This window comes from Nocardioides kongjuensis (assembly GCF_013409625.1).
GTDB classification, from domain to species: Bacteria; Actinomycetota; Actinomycetes; order Propionibacteriales; family Nocardioidaceae; genus Nocardioides; species Nocardioides kongjuensis.
This window is the reverse complement of record NZ_JACCBF010000001.1, coordinates 1,300,284-1,319,587: the sequence shown is the minus strand read 5'-3', so window position 1 is coordinate 1,319,587 and position 19,304 is coordinate 1,300,284. Positions and strand designations below refer to the sequence as shown.

At 72.2% G+C, this 19,304-nt stretch carries 20 protein-coding genes; 8 read left to right on the top strand and 12 right to left on the bottom strand.

What is annotated here, in order from left to right; genetic code table 11:
- Positions 1-2: 2 nt before the first annotated feature.
- The 3 genes from BJ958_RS06255 to BJ958_RS06245 form a co-directional block, all read right to left on the bottom strand.
- Positions 3-1,220: a Fic family protein gene (locus tag BJ958_RS06255; protein WP_179726048.1), complete on the bottom strand. Its 1,218-nt coding sequence runs from the start codon at positions 1,218-1,220 to the stop codon at positions 3-5.
- Positions 1,221-1,283: 63 nt separating this feature from the next.
- Entirely contained in the window at positions 1,284-2,252 is a 969-nt protein-coding gene (locus BJ958_RS06250) for an AurF N-oxygenase family protein (RefSeq protein ID WP_179726047.1), read from the bottom strand.
- Positions 2,253-2,444: 192 nt separating this feature from the next.
- Positions 2,445-3,242 carry an SDR family NAD(P)-dependent oxidoreductase gene (locus tag BJ958_RS06245; protein ID WP_179726046.1) on the bottom strand — a complete coding sequence of 266 codons (798 nt, stop codon included), beginning with the start codon at positions 3,240-3,242 and terminating at the stop codon, positions 2,445-2,447.
- Positions 3,243-3,358: 116 nt separating this feature from the next.
- Here BJ958_RS06245 and BJ958_RS06240 point away from each other — a divergent pair, with 116 nt between their 5' ends.
- The gene (locus BJ958_RS06240) at positions 3,359-3,958 is read left to right on the top strand and encodes a TetR family transcriptional regulator (protein WP_179726045.1); all 600 of its coding nucleotides are present in this window, start codon (positions 3,359-3,361) and stop codon (positions 3,956-3,958) included.
- On the opposite strand, the gene BJ958_RS06235 is transcribed toward BJ958_RS06240, so the two are convergent.
- The 4 genes from BJ958_RS06235 to BJ958_RS06220 all read right to left on the bottom strand — a co-directional run bounded on the left by BJ958_RS06235 (position 3,936) and on the right by BJ958_RS06220 (position 7,899).
- Positions 3,936-5,255 (bottom strand): cytosine permease, encoded by a 1,320-nt coding sequence (locus BJ958_RS06235; RefSeq protein ID WP_179726044.1) that lies wholly within the window; start codon positions 5,253-5,255, stop codon positions 3,936-3,938. The two genes, BJ958_RS06240 and BJ958_RS06235, sit on opposite strands and share 23 nt — an antisense overlap.
- 149 nt (positions 5,256-5,404) lie before the next feature.
- Positions 5,405-6,091: a GntR family transcriptional regulator gene (locus BJ958_RS06230; protein ID WP_179726043.1), complete on the bottom strand. Its 687-nt coding sequence runs from the start codon at positions 6,089-6,091 to the stop codon at positions 5,405-5,407.
- Positions 6,092-6,096: 5 nt separating this feature from the next.
- Positions 6,097-7,113 (bottom strand): zinc-binding dehydrogenase, encoded by a 1,017-nt coding sequence (locus BJ958_RS28965; RefSeq protein ID WP_179726042.1) that lies wholly within the window; start codon positions 7,111-7,113, stop codon positions 6,097-6,099.
- A gap of 9 nt (positions 7,114-7,122) precedes the next feature.
- Positions 7,123-7,899, bottom strand: coding sequence for a helix-turn-helix domain-containing protein (locus BJ958_RS06220; protein WP_179726041.1), 777 nt, complete (start codon positions 7,897-7,899; stop codon positions 7,123-7,125).
- Between the two features lie 120 nt (positions 7,900-8,019).
- Between BJ958_RS06220 and BJ958_RS06215 the strand changes: the two genes are divergently transcribed.
- Entirely contained in the window at positions 8,020-8,370 is a 351-nt protein-coding gene (locus BJ958_RS06215; RefSeq protein ID WP_179726040.1) for a nuclear transport factor 2 family protein, read from the top strand.
- Positions 8,371-8,444: 74 nt separating this feature from the next.
- Here the strand turns inward: BJ958_RS06215 and BJ958_RS06210 are convergent, their stop codons facing one another.
- A complete protein-coding gene (locus BJ958_RS06210; RefSeq protein ID WP_218865622.1) occupies positions 8,445-10,352 on the bottom strand; it encodes a hypothetical protein in 1,908 nt (635 codons plus the stop codon).
- A gap of 254 nt (positions 10,353-10,606) precedes the next feature.
- On the opposite strand from BJ958_RS06210, the gene BJ958_RS06205 reads away from it, so the two are divergent.
- From BJ958_RS06205 to BJ958_RS06185, 5 genes are all read left to right on the top strand, one after another.
- Entirely contained in the window at positions 10,607-11,185 is a 579-nt protein-coding gene (locus BJ958_RS06205; RefSeq protein WP_179726039.1) for a hypothetical protein, read from the top strand.
- Positions 11,186-11,231: 46 nt separating this feature from the next.
- Positions 11,232-12,041, top strand: a complete 810-nt coding sequence (locus BJ958_RS06200) for an SDR family NAD(P)-dependent oxidoreductase (protein ID WP_179726038.1) — start codon at positions 11,232-11,234, stop codon at positions 12,039-12,041.
- 46 nt (positions 12,042-12,087) lie between these two features.
- Entirely contained in the window at positions 12,088-12,507 is a 420-nt protein-coding gene (locus BJ958_RS06195; RefSeq protein ID WP_179726037.1) for a pyridoxamine 5'-phosphate oxidase family protein, read from the top strand.
- A gap of 88 nt (positions 12,508-12,595) precedes the next feature.
- Entirely contained in the window at positions 12,596-13,453 is an 858-nt protein-coding gene (locus tag BJ958_RS06190) for a universal stress protein (protein ID WP_179726036.1), read from the top strand.
- A 41-nt stretch (positions 13,454-13,494) separates the two neighbouring features.
- Entirely contained in the window at positions 13,495-13,761 is a 267-nt protein-coding gene (locus BJ958_RS06185) for a DUF1876 domain-containing protein (RefSeq protein WP_179726035.1), read from the top strand.
- Between the two features lie 270 nt (positions 13,762-14,031).
- Here BJ958_RS06185 and BJ958_RS06180 read toward each other — a convergent pair whose 3' ends face one another.
- Together BJ958_RS06180 and BJ958_RS06175 are read right to left on the bottom strand one after the other, a co-directional pair.
- Entirely contained in the window at positions 14,032-14,208 is a 177-nt protein-coding gene (locus BJ958_RS06180) for a hypothetical protein (protein WP_179726034.1), read from the bottom strand.
- Positions 14,209-14,454: 246 nt separating this feature from the next.
- Positions 14,455-15,459 (bottom strand): zinc-binding alcohol dehydrogenase family protein, encoded by a 1,005-nt coding sequence (locus BJ958_RS06175; RefSeq protein ID WP_179726033.1) that lies wholly within the window; start codon positions 15,457-15,459, stop codon positions 14,455-14,457.
- Between the two features lie 144 nt (positions 15,460-15,603).
- Between BJ958_RS06175 and BJ958_RS06170 the strand changes: the two genes are divergently transcribed.
- Positions 15,604-15,828 (top strand): DUF1918 domain-containing protein, encoded by a 225-nt coding sequence (locus BJ958_RS06170; RefSeq protein WP_179726032.1) that lies wholly within the window; start codon positions 15,604-15,606, stop codon positions 15,826-15,828.
- Here the strand turns inward: BJ958_RS06170 and BJ958_RS06165 are convergent.
- Positions 15,780-18,329, bottom strand: a complete 2,550-nt coding sequence (locus BJ958_RS06165) for a cation-translocating P-type ATPase (protein WP_179726031.1) — start codon at positions 18,327-18,329, stop codon at positions 15,780-15,782. The two genes, BJ958_RS06170 and BJ958_RS06165, sit on opposite strands and share 49 nt — an antisense overlap.
- Entirely contained in the window at positions 18,326-19,216 is an 891-nt protein-coding gene (locus BJ958_RS06160) for a universal stress protein (RefSeq protein WP_179726030.1), read from the bottom strand. The genes BJ958_RS06165 and BJ958_RS06160 overlap by 4 nt, the downstream gene beginning before the upstream one ends.
- Positions 19,217-19,304: the final 88 nt, after the last annotated feature.

The following is a 19,304-nucleotide window of genomic DNA, read 5'->3' as shown; positions in this document are numbered from 1 at the left end:
GATCAGGCGAGGTCGCGCCGCGCCCGTACGCCGATGCGCACACCGAGGTCGTCGAGCTCGTCCAGCACGTCGGCCGCACCCCAGACCTGGTTCCGCTTGCGGTCGGTCAGCGGCCGGACGATCCCGGCCGACGCCAGCCGCTCGACCGCGCGGTAGGCGCTCGCCACCGGGACGCCGAGCCGGCGCTCGACCTCGTCGGTGGTGAAGATCGGCTCCGCCACCAGGTCCTCGATGAGCCGTGCCGCTGCCGTGCCGGCCTTCGGGCGGCCGGCCTGCTCGCGCCAGCCGTCCGGCAGCGCCGCGAGGAGGTCGGCGGTCGCGTGCGCCTCCTCCGCCGCGATCCGGGCCGAGCGGGCGAAGGCGAGGACCACCGGTCCGGCGTCACCGGCCCGGTAGGCGTCGAGTGCGGCGAAGTACCGCTCGCGCTGGGCGACCAGTGCCGACGCGGTCGGGATGACGACGTGGCGGGCGACGCCGCGACGTCGTACGACCGCGGCCGCCAGCGCTCGGCCGATCCGGCCGTTGCCGTCGGTGAAGGGGTGGATGGACTCGAACTGCGCATGCGCCACGGCGGCCTGGATCACGACGGGGACGTCGGTGCGGTTCGCGAAGTCGACCAGGTCGTCCATGAGGCGAGAGACCGTCGTCGCCGGCGGCGGCACGTAGAGCGCTCCGCGCGGAGAGTGGTTGGAGCCGCCGATCCAGTTCTGCATGTCGCGCCACCGCCCGGCGTACGCCGCCTCGGCTGGGTCGGCAGCCATCAGCAGGCCGTGCGCCCGCGTCAGGCCGTCGACGTCGATCGGACCTTCGAGCAGGTGGTCGACCGCCCCTCCCGCTGCCACCATCGACGTCGCCGACGCATTGGCCCGGCTCCCGTGGAGCGCGCGGGCGTAGTCCTCGATCGAGGCCTCCTCGTGCTCGATCTTCGACGAGGCGACGGACTCGGCGCGCAGCAGCAACGTCGCGAGGGGGCGCAGGTGGTCGCCCCGGGTGGCGTCGAGCGCCGCCATCGCGCGAATCGCCTCGTCGCACTCGGCGGCGAGGGCCGCCGGCACCCACAGGTCGAGGCCGGCGATCTCCGGCGGGATCGAGGTGACGACGGCGCGCAGCTTGCGGTCCTCGGCCGTGCCGCCACGGTGGAGCTGGCGCCACGGGACCTCCACGGTCCCGTGCGCAGGTACGCCGAGGTGCGTTGCCGCGCCACGACCGTCGGACGACATGAGAACAGTGTAGTCGTTGTTCTCACTTTAGAGCCTCAAATGAGAACAACGGACGAGGTCTTCTCAGTCCGCGGCCGGCGCCGGCTCGCTCCGGAACCGGTTCGGACGCCCGGCGATGCCCAGCGCCCGCCAGACCCGGCGCGAGACCGGGTTCATCAGGCCGGTCGACTCGGCGAGCATCCGGACGTCGCCGAACATGTCGCGCAGGAACTTCCGCGACTCCGCGCTCTCCCACCACACCTCGCGAGCGACCTCGCGCGGGATGCCCATGTCGCGGATCGCCCTCGGCCCGGGCACGACGATCGCGTCGCACAGCACGCGCATCAGCACCGGGGTCAGCACCGAGGCCAGCCCGCGCTGCAGGGGGTTGAGCCGGGGCGCCCGGTGCTCGAGGAACTGGTGGGCGAAGCCGATGTGGCGGGCCTCCTCGGCGACGTGGATCTGGCTGATCCGCTCGAGCAGCGGATGCATCGGGGCGCCCGAGCGCAGCATCACCTTCTGCACGTGGTCGATCGGCTCCTCGCCACCGAGGACGCCGACGAAGAAGATGAAGGGCAGGTGCTTGGCGGCCAGCGGGAGGAAGGGACCGAGCGCGCGGAACAGGCTGTGCGCGCCGGGGACGTCCAGGCCGGTCCGGTTCACGAACTCCTGGAACATCTGGGTGTGGTGGCACTCCTCGGTCGCCTCGTGGGTGGAGTACCGGAACTCGGCGCGCCCGTTGGGCAGGTCGAGGCAGTACATCATCAGACCCGCGATGAGCACCTGCTCGAACTGCAGGCCGACCTTGACCACATTGGTCTGCCGGTAGAAGCCCACCTCGATCTGCCGCTCCCGCGGGAGCCCGCGGTACCAGGAGGTCCGCCCGAGCGGGTCGACGTCGGGCAGGATCCAGCGCGGGTCCTGGGGGTCGACGGCGTACGCCGGGTCGTCCCACGCGATGTCGACGAAGGCGTCGAAGTGGTGCTCCACCGACGCCTCGGACAGGGTCCGCAGCTGGTCCTGGTAGGTGGTCACGTCCACGCCCTGCGCCATGACTACATGCTACTGGCGGTAACATCTACCGCAAGGGGGCCCCGCGTCAGTTTCACCGGCCGGCCGGTGAAACTGACGCTTGACCGACGAAACTGTCAGGGCTGGACGACAAAACTGGCGCTTGGACGAGGATGCTTCCTCGTCCAAGCGCGAGTTTCACCGGTCGACCGGTGAAACTGACACCCACCGCTCTCAGAAGTGGGTGCCACCGTCGATGCGGACCTCGGTGCCGGTGATGAACGCCCCGTCCTCGCTGGCGAGCATCGCCACGACGCCGGCGACGGTCTCGGGGCCCGCGAAGCCCTGGCCGAGGGCAGGGGCGAGCTTCAGGAACAGGCTCATGTCGGCGTCCTCCGGCAGGCCCGGGCCGGCGCTCTGCCCGCTCGCGCCCGAGCCGTCGGTCATGCCCGAGGAGATCGAGCCGGGCTGGACGGAGGTGAAGCGGATACCGGCGCCGGCGTACTCGGAGGCGAGCGCGTGGGTCATCGACTGGATGCCGCCCTTGCTCGCTGCGTACGCCGCCATGTACGGGTGCGCGAACATCGCCGAGGTGGAGCTGAAGTTCACGACCGCGGCGCCCTTGCCCTCGCGCAGCGCGGGGATGGTCTCGCGGATGACGAGGAAGGTGCCGACCAGGTTGACCCGGAGCACCTGCTCGAACGACTCGAGGCTGGTCTCGTGCGTGTGGCTCGAGCGCAGGATGCCGGCCGCGTTGACGACGACGTCCAGCCCACCGAGCTCCTCGACGGCGGCGGTGACCCCGGACCTGACCGACTCCTCGTCGGCGATGTTCATGACGACCGTGGTCAGCCGGCCGGTCGCGTCGCCGTCCAGCGCCGCCGCCTTGGTGACGGTGTCGGCCAGACCGGCCTCGCTCACGTCGGCAGCCACGACGCTGCCGCCCTCGTCCAGCATGCGCAGCACGGTGGCCTGGCCGATGCCCGAGCCGCCTCCGGTGACCAGAGCCCGGCGTCCCTCGTAACGGTTCATCTCGAAATTCCTCTCGCTCGTCGCGGTGGCCTCGGTGTCATCGCGATCGATTGGCACAACGTGCCATGACGGCACAATATGCCCGCTAGCGAGGAGAAATCGCTAGGCTCGTCCCTGTGAGCGAGACCTCGAGCCTGACCGAGCGTCGCCGGGCAGCGACGCAGCTCGAGATCGCGCGCGTGGCCGCCCGGCTCTTCACCGAGCACGGCGCCGCGGGTACGACGGCCGAGGCGATCGCGGCAGCGGCCGGGATCGGGCTGCGGACCTTCTACCGCTACAGCCGGACCAAGGAGGACGCGGTCGCGCCGCTGCTGACGGTCGGGGGTGACGCCTGGCGGGCGCGGCTGGCGGCGACCGAGCCCGGCGTACCCCTGATCCCGGCCGTCGAGGCAGCGATCCGCGACTCGCTCGGCGCCGGCGACGCGAGCTCCGCCGACCTCCCGTGGGTGCGCGGCCTGCTGCGCGCAGCCGAGGAGGATCCGGACCTGGCCGCCGTCTGGTACCGGGTCAATCGCGACTCGGAGGCGCGGCTGGCGCCGGTCCTCGAGACGATCGCGCCCGCCACCGACCCGCTCGAGCTGAGGCTCGTGGCGGCTGCGGCGACGGACGCGATCCGGGTGTCGCTGGAGGACTGGGCGCAGGGCGAGAGTCCCGCGGCACCGGTGGAGCTGGCCGTCCGGTGCCTGCGGGCGCTCACGCGCGGGTTGGCGTCCTGACGTTCTCGATGACGAGGTAGGCGACCAGCCCGACGACCAGGCCGACCACCGCGTCGGACAGGAAGTCCGCGGAGTAGTGGACGATCACCGCGGCGCCGGCGCCGATCGCCCACGCCAGGAACGCGGTGACGCGGACGGGCGACTCGGCGCGCCCGGCGAGACGGCTGCGGAGCAGGACCTGGTCGGCGATGAGGACCGCGCCGAGCGGGGGCACGAGGACGCCGAGGAAGGCCAGCCAGCTCACGAAGTGGTGCCAGGCGCCGGCCAGGGCGACGACCACGCCCAGCACGCCGAGCACGAGGGTGAGCAGCCGCATCGTCGAGCGGGTCAGGTGCGACCAGCCGAGGGCGCCGTTGTAGAGGCAGTGGGTGCAGACCGAGCCGAGGTTGATCAGCACGAAGACCACGACGAAGGCGTTGAGCACGACGTTGTCCTCGCCGGTGAGGATCGGCGTGAAGTCGCCGCCGACCGCGCTGGCGTTGGCGATGGCGCCGGCCGCGACCAGGATGCCGCCGCTGAGCTGGGCGACCAGGCTGGCGACGGGGAACGCGGTGACGGTGGCGAGCACGGCCTCACGTCCGTTGCGCGACCAGCGGGTGAAGTCGGCGGTCATCGTGCCGGAGTCGGCGAAGGTCGCCATGATCGAGGTGACCGCGACACCGAAGGTCATCGCTCCCCCGCCGACCCCGGCGTAGCTGGTCACCTGCGAGAAGTCCGCCGTGCTCGCGGCCACCACGATCGCGACGACCACCGCGACGATGAACAGCGGCGCAGCGACGGCACCGAGCCACGAGAGGGCCTTGATGCCGACGTACGTGACGGCGATGAAGGCGGTGCCGGCGACCAGCACGACGAGCGTCTCGTTCCAGCCGAAGGCCTGGTTGAGGCTGGCCCCGGTCGCGCCGGTGTTGAAGGCGAACCAGCCGACCACGACCGTCGCGAGGAATCCGGACGCGATGGCGTAGCCGAGGGTGCCGAAGGTCTCGGTGGCCTGCAGCGCGAAGCTCTTGCCGGTCTGGCCGGCGCGGTAGCTGAGCAGGCTGACGTAGACGAACATGATGGCGTTGGCGACCAGGATCGCCGCGACACCCTGCCAGAAGCCGAGCAGCGCGACGACCAGGCCGCCGGGGATTGCGTTGGTCAGGATCATCGGGAAGCCGAACCAGACGGCCGAGACCGTCAGGAGCGACTTGCGGTGCGTCTCGGGGACGGGGCTGTGCTCGAACTCGGACTCGAGCTCGCGCCCGGGCGCCTGGTCCCGGTCGGTACCGGACGGGGATCCCGTGGAGGTCGTCATCGGCAGGACTCTCTGCTGGGCCGGGCGTCGGGCTGCCCGGAAGTTGGTATGCCATCGAATCGGCGCGCGACGACCGCACGGTCGTCATCACACCGGATTGGTATACCATCCTGATGCGGATGGGGGGAACCCCCGCCCGCCCACCGGGCTCACCCCGCGGACTCGACGCCCGCCATCCCCCCGAGCAGCGGGTCCTCGTCGCGCCAGGCCGGGTCGTCGAGGTAGCGGATGTTGCCCATGTGGGCCAGGATCAGCGTGCTCACCCGGGCGACGTCGCGCTCGGCGATCGCGTCGTAGAGCGCCTGGTGCTCGTCGGCGACGCCGTCGACGTCCTCGTGCTGCAGGAGCAGCCAGCGGATCCGGCTCTTGAGGAAGCCACCGATCTCGTGCAGCAGCTCATTGCCGGCGAGCATGGTCACCTGCTCGTGGAAGTCGGCGGCCGCTCGCCGCGCCATGGCGGTGTCCTTGCGCCTCACGGCCTCGTGCTCGGTGTCGAGCACCGCCCGCAGCCGCGCCAACCCGTCACGCGTACGGCGGTTCGCGGCCAGGCGGAAGGTGAGCACCTCGAGCGCCGAGCGGACCTCGTTGAGGTCGGCGACGTCGGCCGGGGAGAACTCCCGCACGACCGCCCAGGTGCGCGGCCGCGGCGTGACCAGGCCCTCGGTGACCAGCGTCTTGAGCGCGTCGCGGACCGGCACCCGGCTCACGCCCAGCTCGTCGGCCAGGTCGCGCTCGACCAGCTTGCTGCCGGGCACGCGGGTCCCGTCGAGGATCTGGTCGCGGATCGCCGCGGCGACCCGGGCCGCCTCCGACTCGAAGTCAGTGCGCTCCTCCATGGTGGTCATTCTCCGACCTTCACCAGCAGCTTGCCGAAGTTGCGTCCCACGAGCAGGCCGCGGAACGCCTCGGGCGCGTTCACGAGGCCCTCGACGACGTCCTCGCGGTAGCGGACCTTCCCGTCGCGGACCCACGCGGTCATGTCGCGCTGGAACGACTCGGTCAGGGTCGCCTCGAACTCGCTCTGGATGAAGCCGCGGATGGTCAGGCTCAAGGTGAGCACCCGGGCCATGAACCCGGGCAGCCGGTCCGGCCCGGCCGGCGCCTCGGTCGCGTTGTAGTTGGCGACCAGGCCGCAGACCGGGATCCGCGCGTACCGGTTGAGCCGCCGGGTCACCTCGTCGGCAACGGTGCCGCCGACGTTCTCGAAGTAGACGTCGATGCCGTCGGGCGTCGCGGCGGCGAGGTCCTCGTGGAACGTCGGGGAACGGTGGTCGAGGGCGACGTCGAAGCCGAACTCCTCGGTGAGCGCGCGGACCTTCTCGGCTCCCCCGGCGATGCCGACCGAGCGGGCACCCTTGATCTGCGCGATCTGGCCGACGGCCGAGCCGACCGGTCCGGTGGCCGCGGCCACGACCACGGTCTCTCCCGGCTGCGGGCGGCCGATCTCCAGGAGCCCGGCGTACGCCGTGAAGCCCGGCATGCCGAGCACGCCCAGGGCGGTGGAGACCGGCGCGGCGTCGGGGTCGAGCCGGCGGGTGTGCCGGGCGTCGGCGACGGCGTACGTCTGCCAGCCGGTGTAGGCCAGGACGACGTCCCCGACCGCGCGGCGCTCCGAACGGCTCTCGACCACCTCGCAGACGGTCTGCCCGACCATCACCCCGCCGACCGGCACCGGCTCGGCGTACGACTTCGCGGCACTCATCCGGCCGCGCATGTAGGGGTCGAGCGAGAGGTAGATCGTCCGCAGCAGGACCTGGCCGTCCTCGAGGGCGGGGAGCTCCTCGGTGACGAAGGCGAAGTCGTCGTCGGTGGGCTCGCCGACGGGGCGCGCGGCGAGCCGGATCTGGGTGGTCTGCACGGACCGAACCTATCCCGCGAAGAACTCCCTGGTCGCGCGGTCGGCCGGCAGGAACGTCTCGAGTCGCAGCCCCTCGAGGGCCGCGTCGGTGGCGGTGGTCAGCTGGGCCGAGGTGCTGAACATCCGCAGGACCGCGTCGTCGGTGCGCAGCTGGAGGCTGAGCACCGGGCCGAGCGAGGCGTCGAGGCGGGGGGTGCCGCCGTACAGCCGGACGATCTCGGCGACCAGGGCGTGGTGGCGGGGGTCGTGGGTGTGCTCGGCGCGACTGAGCGCCTGGTGGTGCAGGTGGCCGGCCCACTGGTCGAGGTTCTCGATCCGCGAGGCGAGCCCGTCGGGGTGCAGGCACAGCCGGACGACGTTGACCGGCGGCTCGAGCAGCGCGGCCCCGCAACCCGCGAGCAGCACACCGATGGCGGTGTTGGCGTCGACGACGTCCCAGTGGTCGTCGAGCAGCACCGCGGGGTACGGCAGGTGCGCGTCGAGCAGGCCGCGCAGGCCCTCCATCACGACCGCCAGCGAACCGTCGTCGAGCGACTGCTCGGAGTAGCGCGGTGCGTAGCCGGCCGCGAGCAGCAGCTGGTTGCGCTCACGCAGCGGCACCTCGAGGTTGTCGGCCAGGTGCAGGATCATCTCCGGCGTCGGGTGCGCTCGGCCCGTCTCCACCCGGCTCAGGTGGCGCGTCGAGACCGTCGAGAGGTTCGACAGCTCCTGCTGGCTGAACCGGCGTCGCTCGCGCCACGAGCGGAGCATCGGGCCGACCTGCGGACCGTCCACGAGCGTGGTCATGGCCCCACCCTAGGCAGCCCCCGGCCGACGCCCCATGACCTCGGAGGTCATGGCCCTGCTCCCCCGGGTCGGGCCACGGTGGTGCCCGTCCCACCCGACCAGCACCGAACGGAGCAGACCATGAACCACCTCGTCGACGCCTACCTCGCCACCTGGAACGCCGCGCCCGCCGACCGGGAGCAGCTCCTGGTCGAGCACTTCTCGCCCGACGTGAGCTACACCGACCCGCTCGCCCAGGTGTCCGGGCACGCCGGGCTGGACGCCCTGGTCGACGGCGTGCACGCCCAGTTCCCGGGGTTCGTCTTCACGCCCGTCGGTGCCGTGGACGGCCACCACGACAGGATCCGGTTCCAGTGGGGGCTCGGGCCGGCGGGCGCCGAGCCGGTCGTCGTCGGGTTCGACGTCGTCGTGCTCGACGAGGACGGCCGGATCCGCGACGTGCACGGGTTCCTCGACAAGGTTCCCGCCTGAGCCCTCGCCGGCTCGTGGCCCGGACGGGAGGCGGCACGGCCTCGGGTGCCGCCCCGCCTCCCGTTCCTCCAGGATCAGGGACTCGAGACGCTGCTCCCGTTCGCCACGGTCAGCGACGACGTCTCCTGGCAGCTCGCCGGGATGTCGCGTTGGGCCGGGTTGTCACTGTCGTAGCTGACGCCCCACGAGAACGTGCCTGTCGCGTCCTGCGCGGTGGTGTTCGACGTCGAGACCGTCCGCGGCGACGAACCGCTGACGGCCTTGTCCTCGGTGTAGATCGCCGAGCCGGAGCAGGTGCCGTTGGCGTAGAGGGCGAAGTGGACGGTCCCACTCAGGTTCCCGCCGGCAGGGGCGGAGACCGTAGCGGAGTCGTTCGGCACCCAGCGCTGGGCCGTCGAGATCGACGACGGCACGTCGGACACGGTCACGTCCTCGTCGGTGTCGGTGCACACGGCGTTGTGCGTGACGGCCGAGGTGTTGGGCGAGGAGCCGCTGTAGACGGCCACCCAGTGGTAGTTCCCCGGCGCGGTGGGGGTGAACGACGGGGCGTTGTAGGTGCCGTTGCCGCTCACCGGGACCGTGCTCGAGGTGAAGACCAGCGCACCACAGCCGGTGTCGCTCGGGCCGTACAGCTTGAACGTGATCGTCCCGTCCGCTGCCGGTCCCGCCGTGCCGGTCAGGTTGATCACCGGCGTGGCCGGCCGGGTCGCCGTGCCGCCGAGCGCAGCGCTGTCGGTCACGGCGTTGCCGAGTACGACGTCAGCGCCGGCCGTGGTCGACAGCGTCGGCGTCACCGGGTTGACCGTGAAGCACTCGGTCGCCGCGGAGTCGCTCGTCGCGGGGATCCCGTTGGCTGCGTCGCCCGGCCACTCGGCCCGCCAGCAGTAGCGTCCAGCCGAGGTGACGTACGCCGTCGGCGAGCTCACCGTCTTGGGGAAGGTGCCGCCGGCGATGCTGACCGACCCGACCGAGGTGCCGCCCGTCGTGCAGGTCCCGCTGGCCTGCTGGCACAAGAAGAAGGAGACCGATCCGCTCGGTGTCGCGGAGCCTCCGGCCAGGCTGATGGTCGCGGAGTCCTTCACCGAGGTGACGCCGGTGCCGATGGACAGCCCGCCGGCCGGGATCGCCGCTCCGGAGCCGTCCTTGGGCGTGGTCACGATGGTGGCCGTGCAGTTGCTGATCGGCGGCAGCACCTGGAGGATCGTGTCCTTGTAGTCGGCCTGGTCGGAGTTGCCGGTGACCGTGCTCGGGATGACGTTCGCGAACGACACGCAGGCGCCGGCGGTCGAGAGGCCCTCGGCGGTGATGTTCACCGCGGCCTCACCCTTGAAGCCGTCGGCGCTGAACTTCGCCTCGCCGTTGACGATCGTCTGGCTGGCGCCGAGGACGAGGTTGGAGCCGGACTGCTGCCAGACCCGCTTGTAGAGCGTGGTGCTGGACCCCTGCTGGTCCCACAGGATGAGGAAGTCGCCGGCTTGCCGGTCCTTCCACGGGTTGCAGCTCGCGATCAGCTGCGCCTCGGTGTTGTTGTAACCGTTGCAGGCCGCCGGGACGCCGCTCTTCATGAACTCGAAGGCGATGAAGCCGCTCCCGGTGTTCGCATCGCGCTCCCACGCGAAGTAGACCCAGTCGTTGTTGTCGCTGTCGCGCTTGAGGTCGAGCCACGCGCGCCGCAGGTCGACCTGCCCGTTGGGGTTGGTGGTGTCGAGCATCGGCGGGGCGGCGGTGTGGATCACGCCGATCTTGGTGGAGGTCCCGTTCTTGGGCCCGAGCTCCTTGACGGCCCCGAACGGGTCGTTGAGCTGGACGGTGCCGGCATCGGGCACGCTGCCGTCGATGTTGAAGGGGTTGGTGGCCGCCCGGGCCGGCCCGGACGGGAGGAGTGCGGCCGCGACGGCCAGCACCAGACAGCTGAGGATCGCGAGCGAGCGGCGGCGCCGGAGCTGGATCCGCGCTCGGTGGGAGCGCTGGGTTCGGGACATGCTGTTCCCCCCTTGGGAAGCGGACGTGGGAGCACTCCCATCGGACTGCGTCACGCGCCGTTTGCCATGACCCGACTTGGGGATCCGCCGCGTCAGGGGGTCACCATTCCGAGGGCCGCCTCCCGCCCACGCCTCGGCGGCACGGTGGCGGCAGCTCGAAGGACCTTCGTCCCCCGGCTGCGCGACCTGCGCCCCTGACCCGGCACCCCCGCTCGCTGGTCGACTCGACGTACCAACCAGCGAGGAGCGTCGCCATGACCACCTTCACCAGCCACTTCCACCACCTCATCGACCACACCGAGGAGACCGCGGTCGCCGACACCGCCGCGCGGCGGGCTCTCGGTGTGCTGCGCATCGGCTTCGGCCTGACCTTCCTGTGGGCCTTCGTCGACAAGCTCCTGGCCCTCGGGTACGCCACCGGCGTCGCCCAGGACGGCACCGTCGACCGCTTCGGCGACGCCGCCTGGATCCACGGCGGCAGCCCCACCCAGGGGTTCCTCGGCTTCGCGGCCGACGGCCCGTTCAAGGGCTTCTGGAACGGACTGGCCGGCACCGCGTTCGCCGACTGGGCCTTCATGCTGGGCCTGCTGGCGATCGGGGTCGCGCTGACCTTCGGCATCGCCATGCGTCTGGGCACGTTGGCCGGCTTCGTCATGTACGTGCTGATGTGGAGCGTCGTCCTGCCGCCGGCCAACAACCCCGTCCTCGACGACCACCTGCTCGGCGCTGTCAGCATGGTCGTGCTCGGCCTGACCGGCGCAGGTGCCACCTGGGGCATGGGGCACGCCTGGTCGCAGGTCCCGCTCGTCCGCCGGTTCCCGGTCCTGCGCTGACCTCGGTCCCGCGTCAGCACCACCGAACGAGTCCAGAGGAGACGTCATGAGCATCAGCTCCCCGAGCATCACCGACCTGATCAACCTGACGGGCCGCACGGCCATCGTCACCGGCGGCGCGATGGGCATCGGTCGCGGCATCGTCGAGCGGCTCGCCGAGGCAGGCGCGTCCGTCGTCGTCGCGGATGCCGACCTCGAGGCGGCGGAGACGACGGCCAAGGAGCTCGTCGAGCACGGGCGCTCGGCGATGGCGATGTACGCCGACGTCGGTGACGCCGACGACGTGCACCGGCTGGTCGCTGACACGATCGGCTGGCGCGGCCGCGTCGACATCCTGGTCAACGACGCCGGCATCTTCCCCAGCGTGCCCGTGCTCGACATGACACCCGACGACTTCGACCGGGTGATCCGTACCAACCTGCGTGGCGTCTACCTGTGCTCACGAGAGGCCGCTCTGCGCATGCGCCACCAGGAGACCGGTGGCCGGATCATCAACGTGACCTCGATCGACGCACTGCACCCCTCCAGCGTGGGGCTGGCGCACTACGACGCGTCCAAGCACGGCGTGTGGGGCTTCACGAAGAACCTGGCCCTCGAGCTCGCCCCGCACGGCATCTGGGTCAACGCCATCGCACCCGGTGCGATCGCGACGCCCGGCGTGGCCTCGATGCAGGCTGCGGGCGGCGCGGGCGTCGACCCGAAGGCGGTCCTGGACGCCTTCCTCGCCCAGGTGCCGATGCGCCGGATCGGCGTACCCGACGACATCGCCCGCGCCGCCCTGTTCCTCGCCAGCGACCTGTCCTCCTACGTCACCGGCGCCCAGATCGTCGTCGACGGCGGGCGCCTCCTCGCCTGAGGGACCAGAGAAGCCAGAGAAGCCAGAGAGAAGACGGAGCACTGACATGGACGCCTACGAGGACCTGCAGCAGGCCACCCTCCACGACATCCCCCGCTCGGAGTGCCTACAGCTGCTGGGAGTGGCCCGGGTCGGCCGCATCGTGTTCGCCGACGACGAGGGACCGGTCGCACTCCCGGTCAACTTCCGGATGGACGGCGAGAGCGTCCTGTTCCGGGTCTCGCCGGCCAGCGAGATGTGCCTGCGCCTCAACGAGGCCAAGGTCTCCTTCCAGGTCGACCGGCTCGACGACTTCCACCAGACCGGGTGGAGCGTGCTGGTGCGCGGCACGTCGTCGTACGTCGAGAGCGAGGACCTGCCCGTCCTGAGGTCCACCCGCCCGCTCCCGTGGGCGCGGGGCTTCCGTCCGGTTTACGTCCGGGTCCAGCCCACGCAGATCAGTGGCCGGCGCCTCGTCGACGACTGACGTCGGCTCGGGACCATGGCCCTCCGTCCCCTCCATTTGGTGTCCTTGGGCCCTGGAGGGCGGCCGGCTCCGGGCGCAGGCTGGTGCCATGACCGAGAGCCCTTCCCGCATCGTCGTCGGGTACGACGGATCATCCGGCGCCGACGCCGCGCTCACGTGGGCCGCCCAGGAGGCTGCGAACGGGAGCGACGCGCCTGCCGAGCTGCGGGTCGTCCTCGTCGGCACCGCCATGGACCCGGTCCTCAGCGGCTACCGGCACGTGATGGACCGAGCCGTCGAGGACTGGAGAGCAGGTCTCAGCGAGCGGCTGGCTGCCCTGGGACGTGCCGACGCCACGGTGGAGGTCAGGCACGGGACGGTCGTGCCCGAGCTCCTCGCCGCGGCGGAGAAGGCATCCCTGCTCGTCGTCGGAAGTGCCGGCCACGGACTCGCGACCGGGACGTGGACCGGATCGGTGAGCCAGCACCTGGCCCGTCACGCCGCCTGTCCGGTTGTCGTCGTACGGCCACGGCACTCGACGGTCGTGGACCGGATCGTGGTCGGCGTCGACGACTCGCCGGCGTCAGCGAAGGCCCTTCGCTTCGCCTGCGAGCGGGCGCGGCGCACCGGCGAGGAGGTGAGCGCCGTCCACGGCTACTTCTCCGCACTCGCCCACGTGCTGACGTTCGACGGTGCCGAGTCGGAGGTCGCAGACCGTCGGCGCGCGGCAGCGGAGCAGCTCGTGAAGGACCTGTGCCGCGAGTGCGCCGCCGAGTTCCCCGACGTCGAGATCGAGCCGGAGGCCATCCCCGTGCGCGCCGGACAGGTCCTCGTCGACGCGAGTCGGGCCGCCTCGCTGGTCGTCGTCGGGTCCCGCGGCCGCGATGCGTTCAGCGAGATGCTGCTCGGATCGGTCAGCCAGCACGTCCTGGGCCATGCCCAGTGCCCGGTGGCCATCGTCCGGTGAGCCGCCCGTCCCCGTCACCTTGACGAACGAAGGAGAGCGAGATGCACGTGACGACCTGGCACGTCGAGATCCACCTGTCCGAGGACGGACCCCGGACCCGGGCGGAGGCGGTGCTGCGCACCACAGCAGGCACCGAGGTCCGCAGCACCGGTGTCGCACGACGCAGCCCGGACGACCGGGACGCCCCCGAGATCGGCGACGAGCTCGCTGTGTGCCGGGCGCTCAGCGGGCTCGCCCACGCGCTCTTCGAGGCATCCGTGCTGGACGTCGAGGCCAACACCGGTGCCTCGTCGACCTTCACGATGTGACCTCATCACGGTGGTGACGAGGTCTCCCGGCTGACCTCCACGACCCCCGCCGCAGCCGCGCCTGGACCACGCCACGAGCGCGTCCGGGAAGAGCTCTGCTGGGCTGCGGCTCGTGCGGCGCTGACCGCGTTCCCTGGCGGGGCCGGGCTCACCCGGGCTCACATCGCCCCGGGTCCATGGACAGGCGAGGCCGTGGACAGGCCCGGTGTGGCGGGACAGCCCTGGCCGTGCGAAACACCGCATTCCCGTCCGAGTGTTGGGGAACGTGCGTCACTCGACGCCCTTGGCCAGGATCAGCGCGAGCGCGATCGGGACGACCTCCTCCACGTCGACGTCGAGGACGATGTCCACACCGTCCTCCTGCCAGGGGTGCTCGGCGGCGCGGTCGCGCCGGGACCTCCGGTGCGCACCCGATCCTGCGACGACCTGTTCCACGATCGCCGCCATGGTGCTTCCCTCCTCGGCCACCGTCGGTGCGGACAGCGGCCGGCCCGCCGTCGCGGCCGCTGCATCCGTCGTGACGACGGCGGGTCTGTGGTCGGTGACCACCAACACTTCGCGGCTGCCGGCGGGCCGGCACGTGCGGGTTCGACCGGTCGAAGGACCGGGGTCTGCCGCATCTCCGATCATGCCCCTCGGCGACGACCCGCGGCAGGACCGAAGGTCACCGGGCGACCCGACCGAAGGTCCTGCTCACGCCTCGGGCATCCGGACCACCGCAGCTCCCGCGAAGCTGCCGTGCGCGAGGTCGTCCAGGGCACGGTCGACCGCGGAGAACGGGTAGGTCGTCACCGACGGTCGCACGTCGAGAGCGGCCGCGAGCCGCAGCAGCTCCTCGCCGTCCGCGCGGGTGTTGGCGGTGACCGAGGTCAGCGTGCGCTCACGGAACAGGTGCCGCTGGTAGTCCAGCGGGGGGATGTCGCTGAGGTGGATCCCCGCGACGGCCAGGGTGCCACCTTGGTCGAGAGCCTCGAGCGCGACAGGAACCAGCTCTCCCACCGGAGCGAACAGGATCGCACTGTCCAGCTCGCACGGCGGGCGCCCGTCAGCGGGCCCGGCCGAGGCGGCACCGAGCTCGAGAGCGAGCGCGCGCGCCTCGGCGTCGCGGGTGAGGACGTGGACCTCGGCCCCCTCGCGGACCGCGATCTGGGCGGTCAGGTGGGCGCTGGCGCCGAAGCCGTAGATCCCGAGCCGGCCGCCCGGCGGCACCTGGGCCCGCCGCAACGCGCGGTAGCCGATGATGCCCGAGCACAGCAGTGGTGCCGCCTCCTCGTCCGAGAAGACGGCCGGCAGCTCGTAGGCGAACGCCTCCGGCACGACGGCGTGCTCGGCGAAGCCTCCGTCGGCGTCCCAGCCCGTGAACGCCGCGCGGCGGCACAGGTTCTCCGCGCCACGCCGGCACCAGGCGCAACGCCCGCAGGTCGAGCGCAACCAGGCGAACCCGACGCGCGTGCCGACGCCGAAGCGAGAGGTGGACGCCCCCGAGCCGACCACGACCCCGACCACCTCGTGACCGGGTACGACGCCCGGGCGCCGCGGAGGGAGCTCGAGGTCGGCGAGGTGCAGGTCGGTGCGGCACACGCCGCAGGCCGTCACCCGCACCAGCAGCTCGTCCTCCCCCGGAACCGGCACCGGCCGGTCGACCGGGCGCAGCCGCCCCATCCGGCCGGGTGCTCCCGACACCTCCCACGCCCGCACCGTGCCATCGTGCGCCGGCCCGGCCGGGCCCAGCAAGGACGCACGTCACCCGGGGAGGAGGACCTCCGGCTCTGTCGGGCCGTCGAGCCACGTCCGAGAGTCGACGTGAACGGCGCGACCGCGTCCCGAGCAGAGGAGCACCACATGTACGCAACCGTCGGTGATCGGCTCATCGTCCGCAGCAACCGGGTCGGCGGACCGGTCCGCGACGGCGAGATCCTGCAGGTCAGGCACGCCGACGGCAGCCCGCCGTACGTCGTGCGCTGGTCGGACAACGGACACGAGACGGTCTTCTTCCCCGGCCCCGATGCCGAGGTCCATCACTTCCAGGACGGACTGGCTCCCGATCCCGGCGACGACGCGGGCTGAGCCGTACGGCCACGGCGCCGATCGGTCGTCATCTTGACCGCGACGCCCGGGACCAGCGCGAGGGTGAGCACGGCGGCCCAGGCCGCCGGCTCGACCGTCCGGGTGCCGAGCAGGTCCTGCAACGGCGTCCAGGACGCGGCCAGGACCTGCAGGCCGATCGCGACAGCGACCGACACTTCGAGTGCCCGCTCGCCGAGCCCGCGGGTCGACCGCGGTGCGCGGAGGGCGAGGGCCAGGGCCAGCTGTGCGAGCCCGAGCGTCAGGAACACCACGGTCGTGGTCGGCCACGCGAACGCCCTGGCCAGCAGACCGCCGGCGATGCTGACGGCGGCGATCATGGCACCTCCCACCAGGATGCGCCGCACCAGTCCGTCGCCGAGCACCGACCGCTCCGGCGACGGCGACGGTCGCTGCATGAGGCGGGGGTCCAGCGGCTCACCGCCGAAGGCCACGCCGGGAATGCCGTGGGTGAGCATGTTGATCCACAGGATCTGCCCCGGGAGGAGCGGCGTCGCGATGCCGACGAAGGGCGCGAGCAGGATGACCAGCACCTCGGCCAGCCCGCCGGAGAGTCCGTAGCGCAGGAAGGTCCGGATGTTGGCATAGATCCGCCGCCCCTCGGCCACGGCCGTGACGACACTCCGCAGGTCGTCGTCAGCCAGCACCAGGTCCGCCGCCTGTCGGGCCACCTCGGTGCCGTGCCGGCCCATCGCGACCCCGATGTCGGCCCGCCGCAGTGCGGGTGCGTCGTTCACCCCGTCGCCGGTCATCGCGACCACGTGGCCCCGCGCCTGCCAAGCGTCGACGATGTCGACCTTCTGCTCGGGATGCGTCCGTGCGTACACGTCGATCCGGTCGACCCGGTCGACGTGCTCACCGCGCGCCACGACGTCGCCGTCGACGACCTCGCCGTCGGGGCGGGCGATGCCGACCTGACGGGCGACGGCGAGCGCTGTCTCGGCGTGGTCGCCGGTGACGAGGAGCGGCCGGATCCCGGCGGCCCGGCAGGCGCTCACGACGGCCGCGGCGTCGTCGCGGGGCGGGTCGAGCATGCCGATCAGACCGGCGAGCTCCGGTGCCCCGGCCACCGGTACCTCGACGACCGCGATGACACGCAGACCGGCTCGGGCCATCGCCTGCGCCTCGGCACGCGCCCGGTTCGCCCCTGCGGTGTCCGCGAGCCGGTCCAGGACGACCTCCGGCGCACCCTTGACCACCGACAGGCGGGCTCCTGCGTCGTTCTCGTGCACGGTCGTCATCGAGCGGGTCTCGCTGTCGAACGGGACCTCGTCGATCCGGCGCCACTCGTGGGACGCCTCCAGGAGCCGCTCGTCCAGGCGTGCGGCGGCCACCAGGAGCGCCACCTCCAACGGGTCCCCGATCCCGGTCCACGTGTCCCCGGCGGGGGTCAGCCGTGCGTCGTTGCAGAGCACGACGTCGCGCAGCAGCCGCTCGACTGCCGCCCCGTTGGCGCTCTCGCCCCGCAGCGCGCCGCCGCGTCCGTAGGCCGGGCCGTCGACCTCGCAGCCACCTTCGGCCGTCCAGGTCCGGCGTACCGCCATCCGGCCCTCCGTCAGGGTGCCCGTCTTGTCGGAGGCGAGCACGGAGACCGAGCCCAGCGTCTCCACCGCGGGCAGCCACCGGACGATCGCCGACCTGCGCGCCATGCGCAGGGCCCCGAGCGCGAGCGCCACCGAGACCACCGCCGGGAGGGACTCGGGGATCGCCGCGACGGCGAGGCTGACGGCGAGGATCAGGGAGTCGGCCAAGGGTGCTCCGCGGAGGACGGCCAGCACGAGCACGAGCGCGGCGAGTCCGGCGGTGATCCAGACCAGCTGTCGCGACAGCCGCGACAGCCGGCGTTGCAGCGGGGTCGGGCGCAGGCCCGTGGCCGCGATCAGGCCGGCGATCCGGCCCAGCCCGCTCTCGGCTCCGGTGCGCACCACCTCGGCCACCGCACGGCCCCGGGTGACGACGGTGCCGGACAGGACCTCCGCACCGGTGTCGCGCCGCACCGGTACCGACTCCCCCGTCATCGCAGCCTCGTCGACCTCGAGCGCGACTGCCTCGACGAGCGACAGGTCCGCAGGAACCACGTCGCCGGCCTCGAGCCGTACCTCGTCTCCGACCACCAGCTGGGCCGCAGGCAGCTCGACGTACCGGCCGTCGCGTCGCACCCGGGCCTCGGGCGAGGCGAGCTCGTCCAGCACGGCGACGGCGTGCTCGGCGCGGACCTCCTGCACGACCCCGATCACCGTGTTGAGGACCACGACCGCGCCGATGATCGCCGCATCCACCCGGTCACCCAGCACCAGCACGACCCCCAGCGCCGCGCAGAGCAGGAGGATCATCGGGTCGGCGAGCTGGCGGGCCACCCTTCCGGGCAGGTTGCGCGGTGCGGCACGGGGCACCACGTTCTCGCCGTCCCGCTCGAGGCGCCGGGCAGCCTCACCGGAGGTCAGCCCCCCGCCTTGCCGGACCGGTGGGACGATCGCCGTCATCCGTCGGCACTCGTGCCGAGCGGAACGACCTCCACCGGCACGCGCGACGCACGCAGGACGGCCCGGGCGGTCGCACCGAGGTGCGCCCAGTGCAACGGACCGTGCGGGCGACGCCCGATCAGCAGGAGGTCGCTCGCCTCGGCTCCCGCGACCAGCGCGTGAGCGGCCTGACCGTGGACCACCACGGTCTCGACCGCGACTCCGGGGTAGGCCTGCCGCCACTCCTCGAGGACGGTCGACAGCAGGTGGGCTCCTGCGGCGCGCCACTCCTGGACGTAGCGCTGGGGATCGATCACGTCGCTGTTCGGGACAGGCAGGTCCCAGGCATGGGTCACGACGAGCTGCGCGCCGCGTTGTGCTGCTCGCTCGAAGGCGCGGGCGAGGAGGGGCCGTGCGCACTCCTCGGACTCGATGCCGACGGCCATCCGCCCGTGCTCGACCAGCTGCCAGTCACCGGGGACGACCACCGTCGGGACCGAGGTACGTCCCGCCACCGCCGCTGTCGTCGCTCCGGTCAGCAACCGCTGGAGCCCGCTCCTCGCCTCGCGACCGAGGACCACCATCTGGCCTGCGCGCGCCGCCTCCACCAGCTCGTCCACCTGCGGGCCGGCGGCGAGGACGGTCTCGACGTCGAGGCCGGGCTCGAGCGAACGGGCGGTGGTCTCGGCACGGTCCAGGACCGAGCGTCCGTGGGCCCGCAGGTCCTGCGCGATCTCCGGTGCGAAGCCGAACATCGGCTCGGACAGCGCCGCCGGTGGCGCGACGTGGACGATCCTGAGGACCACGGAGCGGCGTCGTGCCTCGTGGACGCCGTACCGCAGCGCCCCGGCACTGCGTGCGGTTCCGTCCGTCGCGACGACGACGGGGGCGCGGTTGTCGACCTGCATGGCAGAACCTCCGGACTCGGGAGTGACTCACTGCGATCGTGTCGGCCGCGGGCTGCGCCGCTGCAGGGTCCGGCGTCGGGAGGCCGGA

Excerpts from the sequence above, each read along its gene's own strand:
- BJ958_RS06190 (WP_179726036.1), top strand. The coding sequence starts at position 12,596 with ATGACCGAGAGCCCTTCCCGCATCGTCGTCGGGTACGACGGATCATCC.
- BJ958_RS06210 (WP_218865622.1), bottom strand. The coding sequence starts at position 10,352 with ATGTCCCGAACCCAGCGCTCCCACCGAGCGCGGATCCAGCTCCGGCGC.
- BJ958_RS06165 (WP_179726031.1), bottom strand. The coding sequence starts at position 18,329 with ATGACGGCGATCGTCCCACCGGTCCGGCAAGGCGGGGGGCTGACCTCC.
- BJ958_RS06160 (WP_179726030.1), bottom strand. The coding sequence starts at position 19,216 with ATGCAGGTCGACAACCGCGCCCCCGTCGTCGTCGCGACGGACGGAACC.
- BJ958_RS06255 (WP_179726048.1), bottom strand. The coding sequence starts at position 1,220 with ATGTCGTCCGACGGTCGTGGCGCGGCAACGCACCTCGGCGTACCTGCG.
- BJ958_RS06180 (WP_179726034.1), bottom strand. The coding sequence starts at position 14,208 with ATGGCGGCGATCGTGGAACAGGTCGTCGCAGGATCGGGTGCGCACCGG.
- BJ958_RS06250 (WP_179726047.1), bottom strand. The coding sequence starts at position 2,252 with ATGGCGCAGGGCGTGGACGTGACCACCTACCAGGACCAGCTGCGGACC.
- BJ958_RS06195 (WP_179726037.1), top strand. The coding sequence starts at position 12,088 with ATGGACGCCTACGAGGACCTGCAGCAGGCCACCCTCCACGACATCCCC.
- BJ958_RS06185 (WP_179726035.1), top strand. The coding sequence starts at position 13,495 with ATGCACGTGACGACCTGGCACGTCGAGATCCACCTGTCCGAGGACGGA.
- BJ958_RS06205 (WP_179726039.1), top strand. The coding sequence starts at position 10,607 with ATGACCACCTTCACCAGCCACTTCCACCACCTCATCGACCACACCGAG.
- BJ958_RS06245 (WP_179726046.1), bottom strand. The coding sequence starts at position 3,242 with ATGAACCGTTACGAGGGACGCCGGGCTCTGGTCACCGGAGGCGGCTCG.
- BJ958_RS06215 (WP_179726040.1), top strand. The coding sequence starts at position 8,020 with ATGAACCACCTCGTCGACGCCTACCTCGCCACCTGGAACGCCGCGCCC.
- BJ958_RS06200 (WP_179726038.1), top strand. The coding sequence starts at position 11,232 with ATGAGCATCAGCTCCCCGAGCATCACCGACCTGATCAACCTGACGGGC.
- BJ958_RS06220 (WP_179726041.1), bottom strand. The coding sequence starts at position 7,899 with ATGACCACGCTCGTGGACGGTCCGCAGGTCGGCCCGATGCTCCGCTCG.
- BJ958_RS06170 (WP_179726032.1), top strand. The coding sequence starts at position 15,604 with ATGTACGCAACCGTCGGTGATCGGCTCATCGTCCGCAGCAACCGGGTC.
- BJ958_RS06230 (WP_179726043.1), bottom strand. The coding sequence starts at position 6,091 with ATGGAGGAGCGCACTGACTTCGAGTCGGAGGCGGCCCGGGTCGCCGCG.
- BJ958_RS06235 (WP_179726044.1), bottom strand. The coding sequence starts at position 5,255 with ATGACGACCTCCACGGGATCCCCGTCCGGTACCGACCGGGACCAGGCG.